We start from the raw sequence: 15717 nt of genomic DNA on the forward strand, positions 1-15717 counted from the left end.
GCCACCACTCTCACCCGGAGCACACTGTGACCACCACCCCCTTCGATCTCACCGGCCGCACCGCCCTTGTCACCGGCGCCGGCAGCGGGATCGGCCGTGCCATCGCCCTGCGTCTCGCCGAGGCCGGGGCGCACGTCCGCGTGCTCGACCTCGATGCCGGTGCGGTGCGTGAGGTCGCTGCGGTCACCGGCGGTGAGGCGCTCGTCGCGGACCTGTCCGACCTCTCCCGCCTGGACGCGCTGGACCTGCGTGCCGACATCGTGGTCAACAACGCCGGACTCCAGCATGTCTGCCCCGTGGAGGAGTTCGACCCCGAGCGCTTCTCGCTGATGCTGCGCGTCATGCTGGAGGCGCCGTTCCGGATCATCCGTGCCGCGCTGCCGGGCATGTACGCCCGGGGCTGGGGCCGGATCGTCAACGTCTCCTCCGTGCACGGCCTGCGTGCCTCCGCGTACAAGAGTGCCTACGTGGCGGCCAAGCACGGTCTGGAGGGTCTGTCGAAGGTCGTCGCCCTGGAGGGCGGCCCGCGCGGGGTGACCTCCAACTGCGTCAATCCCGGCTATGTGCGGACCCCGCTGGTCGACGGTCAGATCGCCGCGCAGGCCCGCGTCCACGGCATCGGCGAGGACGAGGTCCTCAGCGCCGTGATGCTGGAGGGCGTGGCGGTCAAGCGGCTCGTGGAGCCGGAGGAGATCGCCGAGGCAGTGCTGTTCCTGTGCGGGCCGCACACCGCCGCCATGACCGGCTCCTCCCTGGTCATCGACGGCGGCCACACAGCACGCTGACGGAATCCGGGGGCCGTTGGAGAGCGCGTTCCAGCCGACAACCAGTCGGTGTCAAGGCGCCCTGTTGCACACCGGAACCGCGGGGGCCGGAACTTCGAGCACGTGGAGATCTTCTGAGGGCAGCGTCCTGCCCTGGTGCACGAGGGCCCGCCGACCGCCGAGTCGGCGGGCCCTCCGCTCCCCGCTCAGCTCGCGGCGCTGCCGGCCGCCTCCCGCACAGGCGCCGGCTCCCGCTCCCGGTGCCACACCCCGTACACCACCGCGGCCACGACCGGCACGCCCGCCAGCACCCACCACACCCGGTGGTACCCCGCCGGGAGGTCGCCGTCCCCCAGCACCGCCGCGAAGACGCTGACCCCCAGCAACGCCCCCAGCTGCCGGAAGCTGTCGTTGACCGCCGTTCCGACCCCGAAGCGCTCCGGCGGGAGCGCTTGCGCCGCCGCGCTGTTGAGGGCGGACAGGGCCAGGCCGACACCGACGCCGTTGACCAGCAGCGTGGGCAGCCAGTGCGTGGTCCAGTGCGGCGAGGAGCCAGTGCGCAGGGCCAGGCCGGCCGCGCCCGTCGCGTAGCACAGGGTGCCGGCGGTGAAGACCGCGCGGTGGCCGAAGCGTTCGATCAGACGCCCCGCCTGCGGGGCGACGAGCGCGGTGACCAGAGCGCTCGGGCTGACGGCCAGTGCGGCCCGCAGGACCGAGTAGTGCCAGACGTTCTGGAGGAACAGCAGGCTGGACAGCAGCACTGCGAAGAAGGCGACGGAGAAGATCAGCGTCGCGACGTTCGACGCCTGGAAGTTGCGGATCCGGAACAGGCCGGGATCGAGCGCCGGACGCGCGGCACGCCGGCTGCGGCGGACGAGTACGAGTACCAGCACGGCGATGGCCCCGACGGCGGCCGGCACCCGCGGGTCCTGCCACCCCAGGCGCGGACCGTACACGACGGTGAAGCAGAGCAGGGCGGGCACGACCGCGGTGAGGGCGATGCCGACGGGATCGGGAAAGCCGCGGCGCGTCCGTCCGCCGCCGGTCGAGGGCTCTGCCGGCAGCGGCAGCCGCCCGCCCCACGCCACCGTGGCCAGGCAGACGGGCACGTTCAGGAGGAAGACCCAGCGCCAGCCCGCGGACGCGATCAGCCGTCAGCGGCCGGCCGATGCGCACCTGGACGGCGCTCGGCCGCAGCTGCCCGCCCTTCGGCAGCAACTCCCGGGTGCCGACGAGGGCGACGGGCACCACGGGCACCCCGGCGTGGGCGGCCAGTCCGACGGCACCGCTGCGGAATTTCCCCGCCGGACCGTTTTCCCGGGTGCCCTCGGGAAACAGCACGACCGCGTGCCCGGCGTGCAGCAGGGGCACACCGGTTTCCACCAGGTCGCGGTATCCAACACCATTGCGGCGCACCGGAAATGCTGCGGCCAGTACCGAACCCACCGTGGCGCGCGGCAAATTGCGGAACCAGTAGTCGGAAGCCGCCGCCACCCGGGGAGCGTGCCGCGCATCGAGTGCGGCGAGAAGTGCCGCCGTATCACTGTGCGAGGAATGGTTGGCCACGACGACACAACCCCCCTTGGGTAATTTCCCCTTCACCGTGATTCCCCCGGTGAGGAAGAGGATCAGGCGCCACAGGCGGCGGCGCAGCCACGCCGTGAGGACGGCCGTTGCGCCGGGCCGCGCCCGCGTGACCGGGCCGCCGGCGGGCGGCGCGCCGGCTTCCGCCGGCAGGGGTTTCGTCGTCGTTGCGATGTCGTACGTCATGGCATGACTCCCAGCAGCAGGAGGGTGACGAGCAAGGAGTCGATGCGGTCCAGCAGTCCGCCGAATCCCGGCAGCCAGCGGCCCGCGTCCTTGACGCCCGCCTCCCGTTTGATCATCGATTCGAGCAGGTCCCCCAGTGCGCAGCCGCACACCACGGCGAGCCACACCGGCAGGGCGAAGGCGCCCAGCGCCCACAGCGCCACGGCGGACAGCGCACCGGAGCCCACGACTCCGCCCCACGTCTTGGCCGGTGACAGCGCCGACAGCGGACGGCTCAGCGGGCCGGAGCGCCCCAGCAGCCTGCCCCCGCACCAGCCGCCGACGTCGGCGAAGGCCACGGCGACACAGACCGCCAGGGCCGAACCGCCGAGCGGAACCAGCCCGCTCAGCGCGACGGGCAGCCAGATGAGCCCGAAGGTCGTACGGGCGGCGCGCCCGGCGCCGCGGGCGGCGTCCTGCGTCAGCAGGGGCGGCACGACGGCCGCGCCGAGCAGGAGGCCGGCGACGGGCAGGGTGAGCGACCCGGGGCGGAGTCAGGCGATCAGGGGCAGTGCGGTGCTCGCCGCGCACAGCACGGCACCGTCGACGGCCCGCAGCCCCACCAGGCGCGCGTACTCGACCGAGCCCACCACCCCGAGCCCGACGGCGAGCAGCGCCGCACCGGGCGGGCCGCAGGCCAGCGCTCCGCAGAGGAGCGGGGCGGCGGCGCACCAGATGCGTCAGCGGCGGCGCAGCTCGCCGTTGCGGACGAACAGGAGCACGAGGCCGGTGTCGGCGAGCGTGCCGCCGAGGAGCGGGAGGGCCCGTACCACGTCGGATGCTGCGGATGCCGCCATCACGACAGGTCGCTCGCGGGACGCGGACGGGGCACGGTTCCGCGCCCCGCGGCCGGCTCCTTGCAGAGCGCGCCGACCTGGAACAGCCGCACCGCGACAGTGAGTACGGAGCCGGCGATCAGCACCACGGCGGCGAGCCCGTACCAGCCGGAGGCCGAGGCGAGCGCGATGACGAGACAGCGCTCCGTCTTGCCCATCGGCCCGCCGTTGATCCGCCGGACGCCCGCAGCCGCTCCGGCGAGCGCGATCCACGAGGGTGCCGAGCCCGCCAGCAGCACGCCCAGCACCAGGGGAGGGGACACGTGCGGCAGCAGGCCGAGCAGCATCACCAAGTCCGCGGCGCGGTCGCCTATTTCATTGAGCACCGCACCCCGCAAGGTCTCCCGGCCGGTCTCCCGGGCGATGGCGCCGTCGAGATTCGCGCAAGCCAGCCGGGCCGTAGGAAGAGCGCGACGGGCAGCACGGACACCGGGGCGGGCAGCGCCGCCAGGGACACGGCGGCGGCCCCCGCGCAGAGAACTCCCGCAATACTGACGGTGTTCGGGGGCATGCCCCGGTGAATCAGCCGACGGCGCAGGAGAGTTAATCGGCGGGTGAACCACGGTTTCAGTGCGTATAACCCCATCATGCCGCGACGCTAACAAAGGCATTCCGGAGCCGTGCAACCCGTGGCAAATGAAACTAGTGGAATAAGCAAACGGATCCCGTCCATGAGGTTTCGGGCCCGCCCTGTCACTTGGACGAGTGAATCCGTCCCGATGGTCATCCGATGGTCGGAGCGCATCGCTTTCATGGACATGTCGATGAAACCGCGCGTACCGAGGGGGCCGGTTGGACCGCCGTACATTTCAGAGCCGACTGCTTGCACTGGGCAGTCTGACCGCGGCCGGGGCGCTGCTCGGGGCGCCGGAAGGGGAGGCGGCCGGCCCGGGCTCCCGGGCGGCGCCGTGCCGGCGGTCGTTGGTGGAGTACGGGCTGCCGCCCGCCGTGGAGACGCACGAGATCGTCAAAGTGCCGGGCAGGCCGATGGCGTTGGTGTCCCAGATGTCCGACAGCCGTCTGGTGAAGCTGCGTCTGGACCCGCGCACCGAGCAGGTGACGGGCATCCGGGCGTTCGCGCTGGGACCCGCGGACGCGATGTTGCACGGACTGGCCGTCTCGGCGCGCCACCCGGGACGGATCTGGGCCACGCACGAGGGCGGGAACCGGCTGCTCCTGGTGGATCCGCGGCCGGACGCGCTCGACGAGGCGCCGCGCATCGTGCGGGAGATCGCCGTCCCCGGCGGCGGCCGGGGGCCGCACTACATCAGCGAGCACGGCGAGATGCTGTGGGTGACGCTGAAGGAGAGCCACCAGGTGCTCGCGCTGGACCACACCCGGCCCGGCCGCCACCGGCTCTTCGAGGCGCGGCCCCAGCCCATCTTCGCCGCGCAGCACCCGGTCGGTGGAGACTTCTACGTCAGCCAGGACGCTGCGAGTTCGGTGCTGCGGATCGACCCGCGCAGCGGACGCACGGCACAGATCCCCGTGCCGGCGGAGCAGGGCAGCACGCCGGTCGGCCTGGTCGCCGGACCGGGCGGCGTGTGGGTGGTGCTGCTCGGCACGGCCCGGGGCGGCACGGGGACGTTCGGCCGCATCGGTGCGGACGGCCGGATCGCCTGGCACCGCCTGAGCAGTCCGCAGGGGCGTGCGGCGGGGCTGCTGCACCTGGCGTTCGATCCGCCGGGCTCGCGGCGCGGACGGGAGCCCGGCCTATGGCTGTTGGGCTCGTCGATCAGTTCCGACGCCGTGCAGGACGTCATCGTCCGGGTGCGGTTCGATCCGTCGTGGACGCGGATCGTCGGGGAGGAGTACGCGGCGCTGCCGACGCAGCGGTGCAAGGCGCACCGTCTGCTGCCGTTGGAGAACAGTGTGTTCGCGACCGAGCTGGCCACGGCCACGGTGGCGCAGCTGACCGGTGCGGAGGTGTGCCGCTGAGGGGAGCGGCTGCCGTCCGGCCGCCCGGGGCCCGCCGCTGCGGGCCCCGGGCGCGGGCGGCTACTTGCCGGTGGTGAGGACCATGCGGAAGCGGGCGTCGCCGCCGAGCATCCGCTCGAACGCGGCACCGGCCTCCTCCAGCGGCATGGTCTCGATCATGGGACGCACACCGCTGAGGGCGGTGAAGGCCATGGTCTCCTCCACGTCCTGGGAGGTGCCGGAGGGGTGGCCGTGGACGGTGCGGCTGCCCATGATCAGCTGGAGCGGGCTGATGGCCAGCGGCTCGGGGGTGGCGCCGATGACGACCAGTTCGCCGCGGTGGGCGAGGCCGTCGACGGTCGCGCTCATCGCGGCGGAGCTGGCCGCCGTGGCCAGCACCACCTTGGCGCCGCCCAGGGCCTGGAGGGCCTCGGCCACGTCGGTCGCGGTGCTGTCGATGTAGTGGCGGGCACCGAGCTTGTGGGCGAGGTCCTTCTTGTCGGCGCCGCGGGCGATGGCGACGGTGTCGAGGCCGAGCGCGGCCGCGTACTGGACGCCGAGGTGACCCAGCCCGCCCAGGCCGAGCACGGCGACGAGGTCGCCGGGGCGGGCGGCGGAGTGCCGCAGGGCGTTGAAGGTGGTCACCCCCGCGCAGCCGAGGGGGGCGGCCTCGGCCGCGGAGAGCTCGTCGGGGATGCGTGCGAGCGCGCTCACGGGGGCGACCATGGCCTCGGCGAAGCCGCCGGGGTAGGCCCAGCCGGGCACCTGCAGGTTGGCGCAGTCGATGAAGTGGCCCTCCCGGCACGGCCGGCAGTGTCCGCAGTGGCCGCCGAACCAGCCGACCGCCACTCGGTCGCCGGCCTGCCACCCGGTCACGCCCTCGCCCAGGGCGTCGATGCGCCCGGCCACCTCGTGGCCGGTGACCAGCGGGAACCCGACGCCGGGGAAGGCGTTGTGGACGAAGGCGGCATCGGTGTGGCACACCCCGCACGCCTCGACGGTGATGCGGACGTGGCCGGGGCCGGGCTGGGGCAGCTCGCGCTCGACGATCTCGAACTTTCCGCCCGGGGAGCTCACCTGGGCAACACGCATGGACGTCATGGCAGAGGTCTCTTTCCTCGAAGGGGCACTCGGTGAAGCGCCGGGAGAAGGCCGGACCGCTACGGGGCCGGGCAGGGACAGGGGCGAGCGGCGCCCGCTGTGTCATCAACGGTACACCCATCTGTGTAGCGTCGCTATATCGCGGGGCGGGTTTCTTTACCGGCCCGCCCCGCCCCCCTATATCGTTGCTATATGACCGCCAGTCCCCGAGAACGCATCCTCCAGGCCGCCGCCCGGCTGCTCGCCGCCTCCGGCGGGGCCCCCGTGTCCACCCGCGCGGTCTGCGAGGCCGCCGGTGTCGGGGCCCCGACGCTCTACCACCACTTCGGTGACAAACAGGGCCTCTTCGACGCCGTCGTGGCCCACGGCTTCGAGCAGTACCTGGCGGAGAAGAAGGCCGCCGGATCCACCGGGGACCCGGTCGAGGACCTGCGCCGCGGCTGGGACGCCCACGTCGAGTTCGGCCGCACCCACCCCGCCTTCTACGCCCTCATGTACGGCACCCCGCGCCCCGGCCCGCCCCCGGCCGCCGCCCGGGAGGCCCACGGCGCCCTGCTCGAACTGTGCCGCCGCATCGCCCTCGCCGGACGCCTGCGGACCGCCCCCGAACCGGCCGCGCACATGGTGCTCGCCGCCAACACCGGCGTCACCCTCTCCCTGATCGCCGACCCCGCACCCGACGGCGACCAGGTCTCCCGCCGCACCCGCGACGCGATCATCGACGCCATCACGACCGAGGCGACCGGAACCGCCGCCGGGACGGGCCCCTCCGGCGCTGGACCGCACAGCGCCGCCGCCACCCTCGCGGCCGCCCTCGCCCACCACGACGCCCCGGGACTGACCGCGAACGAGACACTGCTGCTGCGCGACTGGCTGCGCCGCATCACCGACAACGGAGCCCCGGCCGGCTGAGAGCCGGCCCCCGGTGGCGGGGCGGCACCGCGTGCGGTGTGCTGGTGCGGGCACCCCGCATCCCCGCGCTCCTGGAGGCACCGTGAGCATCGCCCTCGACAAGCTGACCGAACCGGCCGTACAGGCCTTCGTCGCCGCGCTCAACGCAGGCGACCGCGAGGCCTTCGCGGCGGCGCTCGCGCCCGGAGCCACCATGTCCGACGACGGTAGCGACCGCGATGTCGACGACTGGACCGAGCGGGAGATTTTCTCCTCCGCCGGGCACATGGACATCGTGACGCAGACCAATGACGGGCTCGGCCTGGTCGCCGACTACCGCAACGACACCTGGGGGGAGATGCGCACCGCCTGGCGCTTCACGGTGGACGGCGGAAAGGTCAGCCGCTTCGAGACCGGACAGGCCTGAGCCCAAGGGCCGTACGGCGCGCGGTACGGCAAGTGCGCCTCGGGCGCGGCCGGTTCAGCCGACCCGGACGCCGAGCTGCTGCCCCAGCGCGCAGAAGCCCAGCGCGAGGGCGACCCGCCGCGACCGGTACGGACGGGCCCTCCACTGCGGCATCAGCCCGGCATCGAGCGCGTGGGAAACGGCCGCGGACGCGCAGACCCGGGCCAGCCCCCGCCCCCTGCAGGGCCGGGCGACCAGCACGCTCATGTGGGCCACGGAGCGGGGCCAGCAACGGTAACCGGCTGCGGCTGTCGGTCGGTTGTCCACGTGCACCACGAAGGCGGGGGAGGTGATGTCCCCCAGCCCGCTCTCCTCGGCCTCCGGCCTGTCGGTCTCCGCCAGCAGCGTGGCCACCCTCCGGTCGTCGGCCGGCAACTGCCGGACGCCCGCGGCCCGGTGCGCGGGGGCGAAGTCGTCCCTGCCGAGGTAGAGGAGCGATGCGGGACCCAGGGCGTCGAGCACGGGAACCGCGGCGGACAGGCGTGCCGGATCGAGGAGTTGCGCCGCAGTCAGCCTTCGTGCGGCGCTGCGCATGAGCCCGGCCCTCCGCGTGTCCGGCGCGGTGACGACGACCGCGCCACCGAGACTCACGATGCCGGTCCACCCCGGCGTGCACATCCGGGAACCCGGCGCGACCACGACGTCCACCCCTCCCGAGGGGGAGAACTCCACCGGGGCACCGGCCAGTTCCGTCCACAGACTCCGCACACGCGCGGGCAGGTCGTCATCGGTCATGAGGGCAACCCTGCCGACCTCTCCCGCACATGTAAAGGTCGCTTGACACCGGACGAGGGTGTCAAGCACCCTTTACATGTGCGGAACAGGGTCAGAGAACTGCGGTCGTTGCGTGGACTGTCCCAGGGCGGGCTGGGCGAGGCCCTGGGGGTTTCGCGGCAGACGGTCAACGCCATCGAGACCGAGCGGTACACGCCTTCCCTGCCGCTCGCCTTGTCCATGGCCAAGTATTTCGGCGTAAGTGTGGAGGAGATGTTCTGTGTCGACGAAGGCCCAGCAGATGAATGACTTATCGATGAGGCGGGCCGTGCCCCGCTTCTTCCTCGGCGTCGGGGTCGCCTGCCTGGTGGCCGCGACGGTCGGCGGCCACCTCGGCATCGGCCTGGTGATGGCAGGCGTCATGGCGCTCTGCAGCCTCGCCGTGATCCTGCTCGGGCGCCGCAGCGAGACCTACCGGGGCCTCACCGAGGAACCCGACGAGCGGTTCGCCCTGATCGGCCAACGCGCCTGGGCCGGCACGGGTGTGGTCCTGACCCTGGGGAACCTCGGCGCCTTCGTCGGTGAGCTGGCGTCCGGGCGGAGCGGTGGCCCCTACGTGTGGATGGTCGGGGTCGGCGCCGTCGCGTTCGTCGTCTTCGTCGCGCTCGGGCGCCGGTTCTCCTGACGGGTCGTCGAACAAGCCTCAGAGCAACGGAAGTTCGTCGAGCGCCGGCCGGATGGCCCGCTCGGCCTTCTCCGGGTACGGGAAGCCGTGGGCCCCGGCCACTTCCGCGGCCAGCTCGGCGAAGAGGTCGGCGGTGGCGCGTGCGCCGCGGAGGATCTCCTCGGCGGTGAACCCGCCGAAGGTCTCCGGCAGGCGCTCCCACACCCCCGGCGCCGCCCACCGGCGCATGCGCGTACCGCCGTACCAGACGTCGTGGCCGGCGCCGTACCGCGTCAGGGCATGCCACTCGATCATGGTCTGCAGCAGCTCCTTCGCGGTCCAGTCCCGGGACTTGGCCACCCACAGCTCGCCACGGGCCAGGCAGCGCGGCAGGTGCGCCGTCTCGAACCAGAACTCCGCGCAGAGTTCGTGGAACTCCTGGGCATCGGGCAGCGCGGCGGCCGGCGCTCCGCCCGGGGCCGCGGGCAGCCGGGCGGCGGCCCCGTCGCGGTCGAAGAGCACCTCGTAGCCGCGCACATGCACGTCGTCCAGGCCCGCCGTCGCCATCTCGGCCAGCCGGGACACCGGCAGCACCTGGAAGTCGGCCTTCACCCCGTCCTCGAAGAACACCAGCCGCGCCGGGTTGTCCCACGGCCCGTCCAGCCCGACCGAGACCAGCACCGGGCCGAGGGCCCCGACCCATGCGTCCGAATCCGCGTACTGCTGCGGATCGGTGGTGTAGAGCTCGATGTCGTGGTCGGAGACGGCGTCGGCCGTGCCGTCGCGCCGGGCGCGCGAGCCCGTACGCAGCACGGCACTGATGTCGGGCCGGGGCCGTGCCCACTCCAGCACCCGTGCGACGAACTCTTCATCGGTCGTGGAACGCATCACCCCACGACCCTACGTGACGGCCGTGGGGGGACGGATCCGGCTCCGTCCCCCCCCCCCCCCCCCCCCCCCCACGGCCCTGTGCGGGATCAGGTGTTGGTGCCGGTGGCCCAGACCGGCCGGCCGTCCCGGTTGTAGATCACCAGGTTGTGGTCGTCCTGCAGGGCCAGAACGGAGCCGCGGTTGTCCTCCGACCCGGTTCCCGACTCCCAGACGACATTCCGGTCCCCGTCGAAGACGACGAAGTTGCCGTCGTACGAGAAGAGGGCCTCACGCCCGTTCGGGTAGACGTCCTCGGCCTGCCACGTCGGTTTGTCCTCCTGGTACAGGACGAAGTTGCCGTCCTCCTGCAGACGCAGGGACGAGTCGCCCCTTCCGTTGGTCAGCGCCTGGTTCTGCACGATCCTGGTACCGGCCGGGAACTTGGCGTCAGCCATGCTCGCGCCCTCCTCGGTGTGGATGCGGGGCTCCTTCCCCCGGAGCGCCCCACACGCTACCGACGTGCCCCGCGGCGGCATCAGGGCGTGAAGCGCGCGCCCGGACCGCCGCGGGCGGCGCGGCCTGCGCCCCGTCCGTGCGCTCCGGTGCGACCCGGTCATCGAACCGGGGAGGGGTGCGGGCCGCCTCGCCCCGGCCGGCTCAGCGGAGGACGACGTTGTGGGCGGGCGAGACGTCCGGCTGGAGGTGCCCGTAGCCCAGGTCGGTGATGAGGGGCCTGAGAATCTTGGTGAAGGCTTCGAACGACTCGGGGGAGTCCCATACGTCGGTGACCCGCCAACGGCCGCCGACGACCCCGGCGATGTGGGCGAGCAGTCCGGGTACGGGCATGTCGGCCAGTGAGGTGAAGCCCCGGCCTTCGGTGACGCGGTCGATGCAGGTGGCGTACAACTCCTTGACGGCAGGGGTGTTTTCCATTTCGAAGGTGACGATGATGGCCATGTCGGGTGCTCCTGTCCCGTTCTCCGCCGGATTCGGCGGATGCCGCCCCACGGTCTCCCCGCTCCGACGGCGGCGGCAATGGCGCACGGGTGGCCCGCCGGAGCGCCGGGAGCGGAAGCGCGTGCGAGCCTTCGCCGTGCGCGTCCCGCACGCCCCGCGGGACCGCGCCCTCCGGAAAATGTTTTGGGCCACGCGTTCCATAACGTGTTACGGTGGTGATCATGGGTCGACCGCGACAGTTCGATGAGCAGCAGGCGGTGGCGGCGGCGTGCGACGCCTTCTGGGCGAAGGGGTACGAGGCCACCTCCACGCAGGACCTCTGCGAGGCCACCGGCCTCGGCCGGAGCAGCATCTACAACACCTTCGCCTCGAAGGACCACCTCTTCCGGCGCGCCCTGGCGCACTACGCCGACACCATGACGGCCCGTCAGGTCGCCCTGCTCGGCGAGGAGGGGCGCAGTGCCGTGGACCGGATCCGCGCCCTGTTCGAGGTGGCCGTCGAAGGGGAGATGGAGAACCGCCGCCTGGGGCACGGCTCCGGCTGCTTCACCGTGAACACCGTCACCGGCCCGGCCGCGGGCGATCCCGGCGTCGCGGAGATCCTGGCCAAGGATCTGGAGCGGCGGCTCGGCGCGTTCCGTGCCGTCGTCGAGGAGGGGAAGCGGGACGGATCCGTCCGTTCATCGCGCGACCCGGCCGGGCTGGCCTGGTACCTGACCTCGGTGATCTCCGGGATGCGGGTCGCCGCCCAGTCGGGTGCCGACCGCGCCGCGCTGGAGCAGATCGCCGCTGCCGGGATCGACGCACTCACGCACTGACGGCTGCCCACCGCCCACCGTCTGCCCGTGCTGTCGCGGGCCGGCCTTTCCGTGCCCATTTTTTGTTCTGATCAGTACAAAATCAAGGGGGACCCTTCCGCATGCCCAAGTCCGTCCATCTCATGGCGCTCGGCATCTTCGCCATGGTCACCAGCGAGTTCCTGGTCGGCGGCCTCATGCCGCAGATCGCCGACGACCTCCACGTCGACATCGCCCAAGTCGGCTACCTCATCACGGCGTTCGCCCTCGCCATGGCCCTCGGCGGGCCGTTCGCCACCGTCGCCGTCCTCAGACTCCGGCCCAAGACCGCACTGATGACGCTCTTCGCCGTCTTCCTCGCCGGCAACGTCCTGGCCACCACCGCCACCGGCTACGGCGTCATGCTCGTCGCCCGCGTCGTCACCGGCACGGCCTCCGCCGCATTCTTCGGCGTCTCGCTCTCCGTCGTCGCCCAGATCACCTCGCCGGAGGTGCGCGGCCGCGCCATCGGCGTCGCCATGCAGGGCCTCATGGTCGGCACCCTGCTCGGGCTGCCCCTGTCCACGCTCGTAGGCCAGGAGTGGGGCTGGCGCGCGGGCTTCGTCGCCGTCGGCGCCATCACCGTCGTGGCCGCCGTCGCCACCGCCGTCGCCGTGCCGGCCCTCGAACACGCCGACGGAGCAGGCGACTTCCGCAACGAGCTCACCGTCTTCCGCAACGGCAGGCTCTGGCTCGTGCTGTCCACCTCCATGCTCGTCATCGGGGCCACTTTCGCCGCGTTCTCCTACTTCACGCCGATCCTCACCGAGGTCACCGGCTTCTCGCGCGGCACCGTCCCGCTGCTCCTCCTCGGCTACGGCGCCGCAACGGTCGTCGGCAACGCGGTCGTCGCCCGCCTCGCGGACTCCCACACCGTCCGGGTACTCGTGACGGGCCTCGCCCTCAACGCGGTGTTCCTCACCGCATTCGCCCTCCTCGCCGACCTCAAGGCACCCGCCGTCGCCGCCATGACGGGTATCGGGCTCGTCGGGGTCACCCTCAACCCGGCGATGATCAGCCGCGTGCAGCGCACCGCGAACGCGCGGCCGCTGGTCAACACCGTCCACTCGTCCTTCATCACGCTCGGCGTGGTGCTCGGCTCCGGACTCGGCGGCGCCGCCACCGACAGCTACGGGCTCCGGGCACCGCTGTGGCTGGGCGCGGGCATGGCGGTGCTCGGGCTGCTCACGCTGATACCGGACGTCGTGCGGGTACCGCTCCGCGGGGAGTGCAGTGCGTCGGCTGCGGGTTAGCCGTGGCTGGTCGCGCCGTTCCCCGCGCCCCTTCGGGGCGCGACCACGCTGAGCCGGGCGGCCCGGCTCAGCGTGAGGACGTCACTTGCCCAGCGCAGCGACCCCGGCCTGGGCGAACTTCTCGTCGAGGTCGCCGCTGGGCGCGCCGGCCACGCCGACGGCCGCGACCGGGGCGCCCTTGGCCTGGACCGGGGCGCCGCCCGGCAGGAAGAGGGTGCCCGGGATGTCCTTGAGGTTCGGGGTCTTGGACAGGCGGTCCATCAGGGCGGAGGTCGGCGCGTTCCAGGAGACGGCGGTGAAGGCCTTCTTCTCGGCGGACTCGTACGACTGCGGGCCCGCGCCGTCGCCGCGCAGGGTGACGAGGGTGTTGCCGTTGCGGTCGACGACGGCGACGGAGACCTTCTGGTTCTCCTTCGCCGCGGCGTCCAGGCTGGCCTGCGCGGCCTTGGTGGCGGCGGCGATCGTCAGGTGCGTGGACTGGGTGAGGTTGCGGTTCGCGGCATCGGCCTTGACCGTCGACTTGGCCTCGGCCGCCGGGGCGGCGGCGTTCGCCGCGACGGCGCCGACGGCACCGGCCGCGAGGACGGCGGTGGCGGTGGCGACGATCTTCGTGGTGCTGAGCTTCTTGGCGTTGGTCATGATCCGATCCTCCGGCCCGTCCCCCTCGCGGGGCTTCGGCCCGCGGGCTGCTCCTGCCGTGCCCGACGGCCGACGCGCCTGTCAACCGATCGGTTGATGCGAGGATGGCCGCACCGGTCGAGGATGGGTGCGTATGCGCAGGTGAGGAGAGTTCGATGCGGCAGGCAACGCCGTCGGCGCAGGAGGCCGCGGGGTCGGGGGAGCGCCTTCTCGCGCTCGTCATGCACGCCGCGTTCTTCCTCCTGCTCGCCGCCTCGCTGGTCCGGTTCCTCATCCGGCACCCCGGCAACCCCCACACCCCGTGGATCATCGGGCTCTCCGCCGTCCTGGCCCTGCTGTACCTGCTCGGCCCGGCACCGCTTGCGCGGCCCACGCCGCGCCGGCTCGCCTGGCTGGGAGCCGTCGTCGCCGTCTGGATGGTGCTGGTGGTGCTCGCGCCGAGCTTCGCCTGGTGCGCGGTGCCGCTGTTCTTCACCGGCCTGCGCATCCTGCCCTCGCGCGCGGCGCTCGTCCTCGTCGCCATGCTGACCGCCTTCGTGGTCGCCGCCCAACTGCAGCTGTCGACGGGCGGATTCGACCCGAACCTGGTCCTCGCCCCGCCCGCCGTCGCCGCCATCGCCACCGCCGTCTTCGTCCACATGCAGCGCCAGGCCGAGCGGCAGCGCCAGTTGATCGACGACCTCATCCGCACCCGGCGCCACCTGGCCGCCACCGAGCGCCGCGAGGGCACGCTCGCCGAGCGGCAGCGCCTGTCCATGGAGATCCACGACACCCTCGCCCAGGGCCTGTCCAGTCAGCAGATGCTGCTCCAGGCGGCCGACCGGGTCTGGACGGCCGAGCCCGCCACCGCCCACCACCACGTCCGCACCGCCGCCTCGATCGCCGCCCGCAACCTCGCCGAGGCGCGCCGCCTCGTCCACGACCTCGCCCCCGCCGACCTCGCCGACGGCGGCAGCCTGGAGGAGGCCCTGCGCGCGCTGGCGGCCCGCGCCGCGCAGGAGTCCGGCGGACTCGCCGTCCGCTGCATCGTCGAGGGCGCCCCGGCCTTCCCCCTGCCCGGCCGGACGGCCTCCGCGCTGCTGCGCATCGCCCAGGGCGCGCTGGCCAACGTCCGCGAGCACGCCGGCGCCGGCACGGCCACGCTCACCCTCACCTTCCTCGGCGACCAGCTGGTCCTGGACATCGCCGACGACGGCCGGGGCTTCGACGTCCCGGCCGCCACCGCCCCCGCCCGCGGCCCGCGCGGGCACGGGCTGCCCGCGATGCACGCCCGCGTCCGGCAGCTCGGCGGCACCCTGACCGTCGAGTCCGCGCCCGGCGAGGGCACCGTCGTATCCGCCGCGATCCCCCTGGAAACCCCCTCATGACCAAGGCCCCCGTCCGCATCCTGCTCTGCGACGACCACGCCGTCGTACGCGCCGGACTGCTCGCCCTCCTCGGCAGCGAACCCGACATCGAGGTCGTGGGCGAGGCCGGCAGCGGCGAGGAGGCGGTGGCCGCGGCCGCGAAGCTCCGGCCCGACGTGGTGCTCATGGACCTCCAGCTCGGCCCCGGGATCGACGGGGTCGAGGCCACCCGGCGCATCGCGGCCACCGGCGTCCACGTCCTGGTCCTCACCACCTACGACACCGACGCCGACATCACGCGCGCGATCGCCGCGGGCGCCACCGGCTACCTGCTGAAGGCCGAGCGCCCCGAGGAGCTCTTCGCCGCGATCCACTCCGCCGCCCAGGGCCGCACCACCCTCTCGCCGCCCGTCGCCAGCCGCGTCATGGACCACATGCGCGGCGCGGCCCGCCCCGCCCTGACCGCCCGCGAACTCGACATCCTCGCCCAGCTCGCCCAGGGCCTCGGCAACCGCGACATCGCCCGCGCGCTGTTCATCAGCCAGGCCACCGTGAAGACCCACCTGGGCCGGATCTACGACAAGCTCGGCGTCGACACCAGGGCGGGGGCCGTGGCGGTCGCCAAGGAACAACGGCTGCTCCCGTGACCGGCGC

The 15717-nt window shown here is 73.0% G+C and carries 19 protein-coding genes and 1 pseudogene; 10 read left to right on the forward strand and 10 right to left on the reverse strand.

What is annotated here, in order from left to right; all coding sequences use genetic code 11:
- Nucleotides 1-26: 26 nt before the first annotated feature.
- Entirely contained in the window at nt 27-785 is a 759-nt protein-coding gene (locus tag ACLHRZ_RS03630; protein WP_490416742.1) for a 3-hydroxybutyrate dehydrogenase, read from the forward strand.
- Between the two features lie 185 nt (nt 786-970).
- On the opposite strand, the gene ACLHRZ_RS03635 is transcribed toward ACLHRZ_RS03630, so the two are convergent.
- From ACLHRZ_RS03635 to ACLHRZ_RS03650, 4 genes and pseudogenes are all read right to left on the reverse strand, one after another.
- Nucleotides 971-1915 (reverse strand): MFS transporter, encoded by a 945-nt coding sequence (locus ACLHRZ_RS03635; RefSeq protein WP_490416850.1) that lies wholly within the window; start codon nt 1913-1915, stop codon nt 971-973.
- Nucleotides 1916-2009: 94 nt separating this feature from the next.
- A pseudogene (locus ACLHRZ_RS03640) lies at nt 2010-2534 on the reverse strand (lysophospholipid acyltransferase family protein); the annotation flags it as partial.
- Entirely contained in the window at nt 2531-3010 is a 480-nt protein-coding gene (locus ACLHRZ_RS03645; RefSeq protein WP_490416743.1) for a phosphatidate cytidylyltransferase, read from the reverse strand. The pseudogene ACLHRZ_RS03640 and the gene ACLHRZ_RS03645, both read right to left, overlap by 4 nt.
- A 359-nt stretch (nt 3011-3369) precedes the next feature.
- On the reverse strand, nt 3370-3735 hold the full coding sequence (locus ACLHRZ_RS03650) for a hypothetical protein (protein WP_490416744.1): 366 nt from the start codon (nt 3733-3735) through the stop codon (nt 3370-3372).
- A gap of 466 nt (nt 3736-4201) precedes the next feature.
- Here ACLHRZ_RS03650 and ACLHRZ_RS03655 point away from each other — a divergent pair, with 466 nt between their 5' ends.
- On the forward strand, nt 4202-5347 hold the full coding sequence (locus tag ACLHRZ_RS03655) for a Vgb family protein (RefSeq protein ID WP_490416745.1): 1146 nt from the start codon (nt 4202-4204) through the stop codon (nt 5345-5347).
- Between the two features lie 60 nt (nt 5348-5407).
- Here ACLHRZ_RS03655 and ACLHRZ_RS03660 read toward each other — a convergent pair whose 3' ends face one another.
- Nucleotides 5408-6427 (reverse strand): alcohol dehydrogenase, encoded by a 1020-nt coding sequence (locus ACLHRZ_RS03660; RefSeq protein WP_490416746.1) that lies wholly within the window; start codon nt 6425-6427, stop codon nt 5408-5410.
- Between the two features lie 192 nt (nt 6428-6619).
- Between ACLHRZ_RS03660 and ACLHRZ_RS03665 the strand changes: the two genes are divergently transcribed.
- Both ACLHRZ_RS03665 and ACLHRZ_RS03670 read left to right on the forward strand, forming a co-directional pair.
- Complete coding sequence (locus tag ACLHRZ_RS03665) at nt 6620-7339, forward strand: TetR/AcrR family transcriptional regulator (protein WP_490416747.1); 720 nt, start codon at nt 6620-6622, stop codon at nt 7337-7339.
- A gap of 82 nt (nt 7340-7421) precedes the next feature.
- The gene (locus ACLHRZ_RS03670; protein WP_490416748.1) at nt 7422-7745 is read left to right on the forward strand and encodes a nuclear transport factor 2 family protein; all 324 of its coding nucleotides are present in this window, start codon (nt 7422-7424) and stop codon (nt 7743-7745) included.
- Between the two features lie 54 nt (nt 7746-7799).
- Here the strand turns inward: ACLHRZ_RS03670 and ACLHRZ_RS03675 are convergent, their stop codons facing one another.
- On the reverse strand, nt 7800-8519 hold the full coding sequence (locus tag ACLHRZ_RS03675; protein WP_490416749.1) for a GNAT family N-acetyltransferase: 720 nt from the start codon (nt 8517-8519) through the stop codon (nt 7800-7802).
- Nucleotides 8520-8597: 78 nt separating this feature from the next.
- Between ACLHRZ_RS03675 and ACLHRZ_RS03680 the strand changes: the two genes are divergently transcribed.
- Together ACLHRZ_RS03680 and ACLHRZ_RS03685 are read left to right on the forward strand one after the other, a co-directional pair.
- Nucleotides 8598-8807: a helix-turn-helix transcriptional regulator gene (locus ACLHRZ_RS03680; protein ID WP_490416750.1), complete on the forward strand. Its 210-nt coding sequence runs from the start codon at nt 8598-8600 to the stop codon at nt 8805-8807.
- Nucleotides 8808-8814: 7 nt separating this feature from the next.
- A complete protein-coding gene (locus tag ACLHRZ_RS03685; protein ID WP_490416751.1) occupies nt 8815-9183 on the forward strand; it encodes a hypothetical protein in 369 nt (122 codons plus the stop codon).
- Between the two features lie 18 nt (nt 9184-9201).
- On the opposite strand, the gene ACLHRZ_RS03690 is transcribed toward ACLHRZ_RS03685, so the two are convergent.
- From ACLHRZ_RS03690 to ACLHRZ_RS03700, 3 genes are all read right to left on the reverse strand, one after another.
- Nucleotides 9202-10050 (reverse strand): aminoglycoside 6-adenylyltransferase, encoded by an 849-nt coding sequence (locus tag ACLHRZ_RS03690; protein ID WP_490416851.1) that lies wholly within the window; start codon nt 10048-10050, stop codon nt 9202-9204.
- Nucleotides 10051-10139: 89 nt separating this feature from the next.
- On the reverse strand, nt 10140-10487 hold the full coding sequence (locus tag ACLHRZ_RS03695; protein ID WP_490416752.1) for a hypothetical protein: 348 nt from the start codon (nt 10485-10487) through the stop codon (nt 10140-10142).
- Nucleotides 10488-10689: 202 nt separating this feature from the next.
- Nucleotides 10690-10989, reverse strand: a complete 300-nt coding sequence (locus ACLHRZ_RS03700) for a hypothetical protein (protein ID WP_490416753.1) — start codon at nt 10987-10989, stop codon at nt 10690-10692.
- Between the two features lie 221 nt (nt 10990-11210).
- Between ACLHRZ_RS03700 and ACLHRZ_RS03705 the strand changes: the two genes are divergently transcribed.
- Nucleotides 11211-11807, forward strand: a complete 597-nt coding sequence (locus tag ACLHRZ_RS03705) for a TetR/AcrR family transcriptional regulator (RefSeq protein WP_490416754.1) — start codon at nt 11211-11213, stop codon at nt 11805-11807.
- Nucleotides 11808-11908: 101 nt separating this feature from the next.
- The gene (locus ACLHRZ_RS03710) at nt 11909-13078 is read left to right on the forward strand and encodes an MFS transporter (RefSeq protein ID WP_490416755.1); all 1170 of its coding nucleotides are present in this window, start codon (nt 11909-11911) and stop codon (nt 13076-13078) included.
- Between the two features lie 81 nt (nt 13079-13159).
- Here ACLHRZ_RS03710 and ACLHRZ_RS03715 read toward each other — a convergent pair whose 3' ends face one another.
- Entirely contained in the window at nt 13160-13717 is a 558-nt protein-coding gene (locus ACLHRZ_RS03715) for a GlcG/HbpS family heme-binding protein (RefSeq protein WP_490416756.1), read from the reverse strand.
- Nucleotides 13718-13872: 155 nt separating this feature from the next.
- Here ACLHRZ_RS03715 and ACLHRZ_RS03720 point away from each other — a divergent pair, with 155 nt between their 5' ends.
- Nucleotides 13873-15084 carry a sensor histidine kinase gene (locus tag ACLHRZ_RS03720; protein WP_490416757.1) on the forward strand — a complete coding sequence of 404 codons (1212 nt, stop codon included), beginning with the start codon at nt 13873-13875 and terminating at the stop codon, nt 15082-15084.
- Complete coding sequence (locus ACLHRZ_RS03725; RefSeq protein ID WP_490416758.1) at nt 15081-15710, forward strand: response regulator; 630 nt, start codon at nt 15081-15083, stop codon at nt 15708-15710. Before ACLHRZ_RS03720 ends, ACLHRZ_RS03725 begins: the two co-directional genes overlap by 4 nt.
- Nucleotides 15711-15717: the final 7 nt, after the last annotated feature.

It is taken from the genome of Streptomyces sp. AM25 (assembly GCF_058146165.1).

Bases quoted from the DNA above. Each gene is read 5' to 3' on its own strand.
- ACLHRZ_RS03660 (WP_490416746.1), bottom strand. From the start codon at position 6,427: ATGACGTCCATGCGTGTTGCCCAGGTGAGCTCCCCGGGCGGAAAGTTC.
- ACLHRZ_RS03665 (WP_490416747.1), top strand. From the start codon at position 6,620: ATGACCGCCAGTCCCCGAGAACGCATCCTCCAGGCCGCCGCCCGGCTG.
- ACLHRZ_RS03675 (WP_490416749.1), bottom strand. From the start codon at position 8,519: ATGACCGATGACGACCTGCCCGCGCGTGTGCGGAGTCTGTGGACGGAA.
- ACLHRZ_RS03685 (WP_490416751.1), top strand. From the start codon at position 8,815: ATGAGGCGGGCCGTGCCCCGCTTCTTCCTCGGCGTCGGGGTCGCCTGC.
- ACLHRZ_RS03690 (WP_490416851.1), bottom strand. From the start codon at position 10,050: ATGCGTTCCACGACCGATGAAGAGTTCGTCGCACGGGTGCTGGAGTGG.
- ACLHRZ_RS03695 (WP_490416752.1), bottom strand. From the start codon at position 10,487: ATGGCTGACGCCAAGTTCCCGGCCGGTACCAGGATCGTGCAGAACCAG.
- ACLHRZ_RS03700 (WP_490416753.1), bottom strand. From the start codon at position 10,989: ATGGCCATCATCGTCACCTTCGAAATGGAAAACACCCCTGCCGTCAAG.
- ACLHRZ_RS03705 (WP_490416754.1), top strand. From the start codon at position 11,211: ATGGGTCGACCGCGACAGTTCGATGAGCAGCAGGCGGTGGCGGCGGCG.
- ACLHRZ_RS03710 (WP_490416755.1), top strand. From the start codon at position 11,909: ATGCCCAAGTCCGTCCATCTCATGGCGCTCGGCATCTTCGCCATGGTC.
- ACLHRZ_RS03715 (WP_490416756.1), bottom strand. From the start codon at position 13,717: ATGACCAACGCCAAGAAGCTCAGCACCACGAAGATCGTCGCCACCGCC.
- ACLHRZ_RS03720 (WP_490416757.1), top strand. From the start codon at position 13,873: ATGCGGCAGGCAACGCCGTCGGCGCAGGAGGCCGCGGGGTCGGGGGAG.
- ACLHRZ_RS03725 (WP_490416758.1), top strand. From the start codon at position 15,081: ATGACCAAGGCCCCCGTCCGCATCCTGCTCTGCGACGACCACGCCGTC.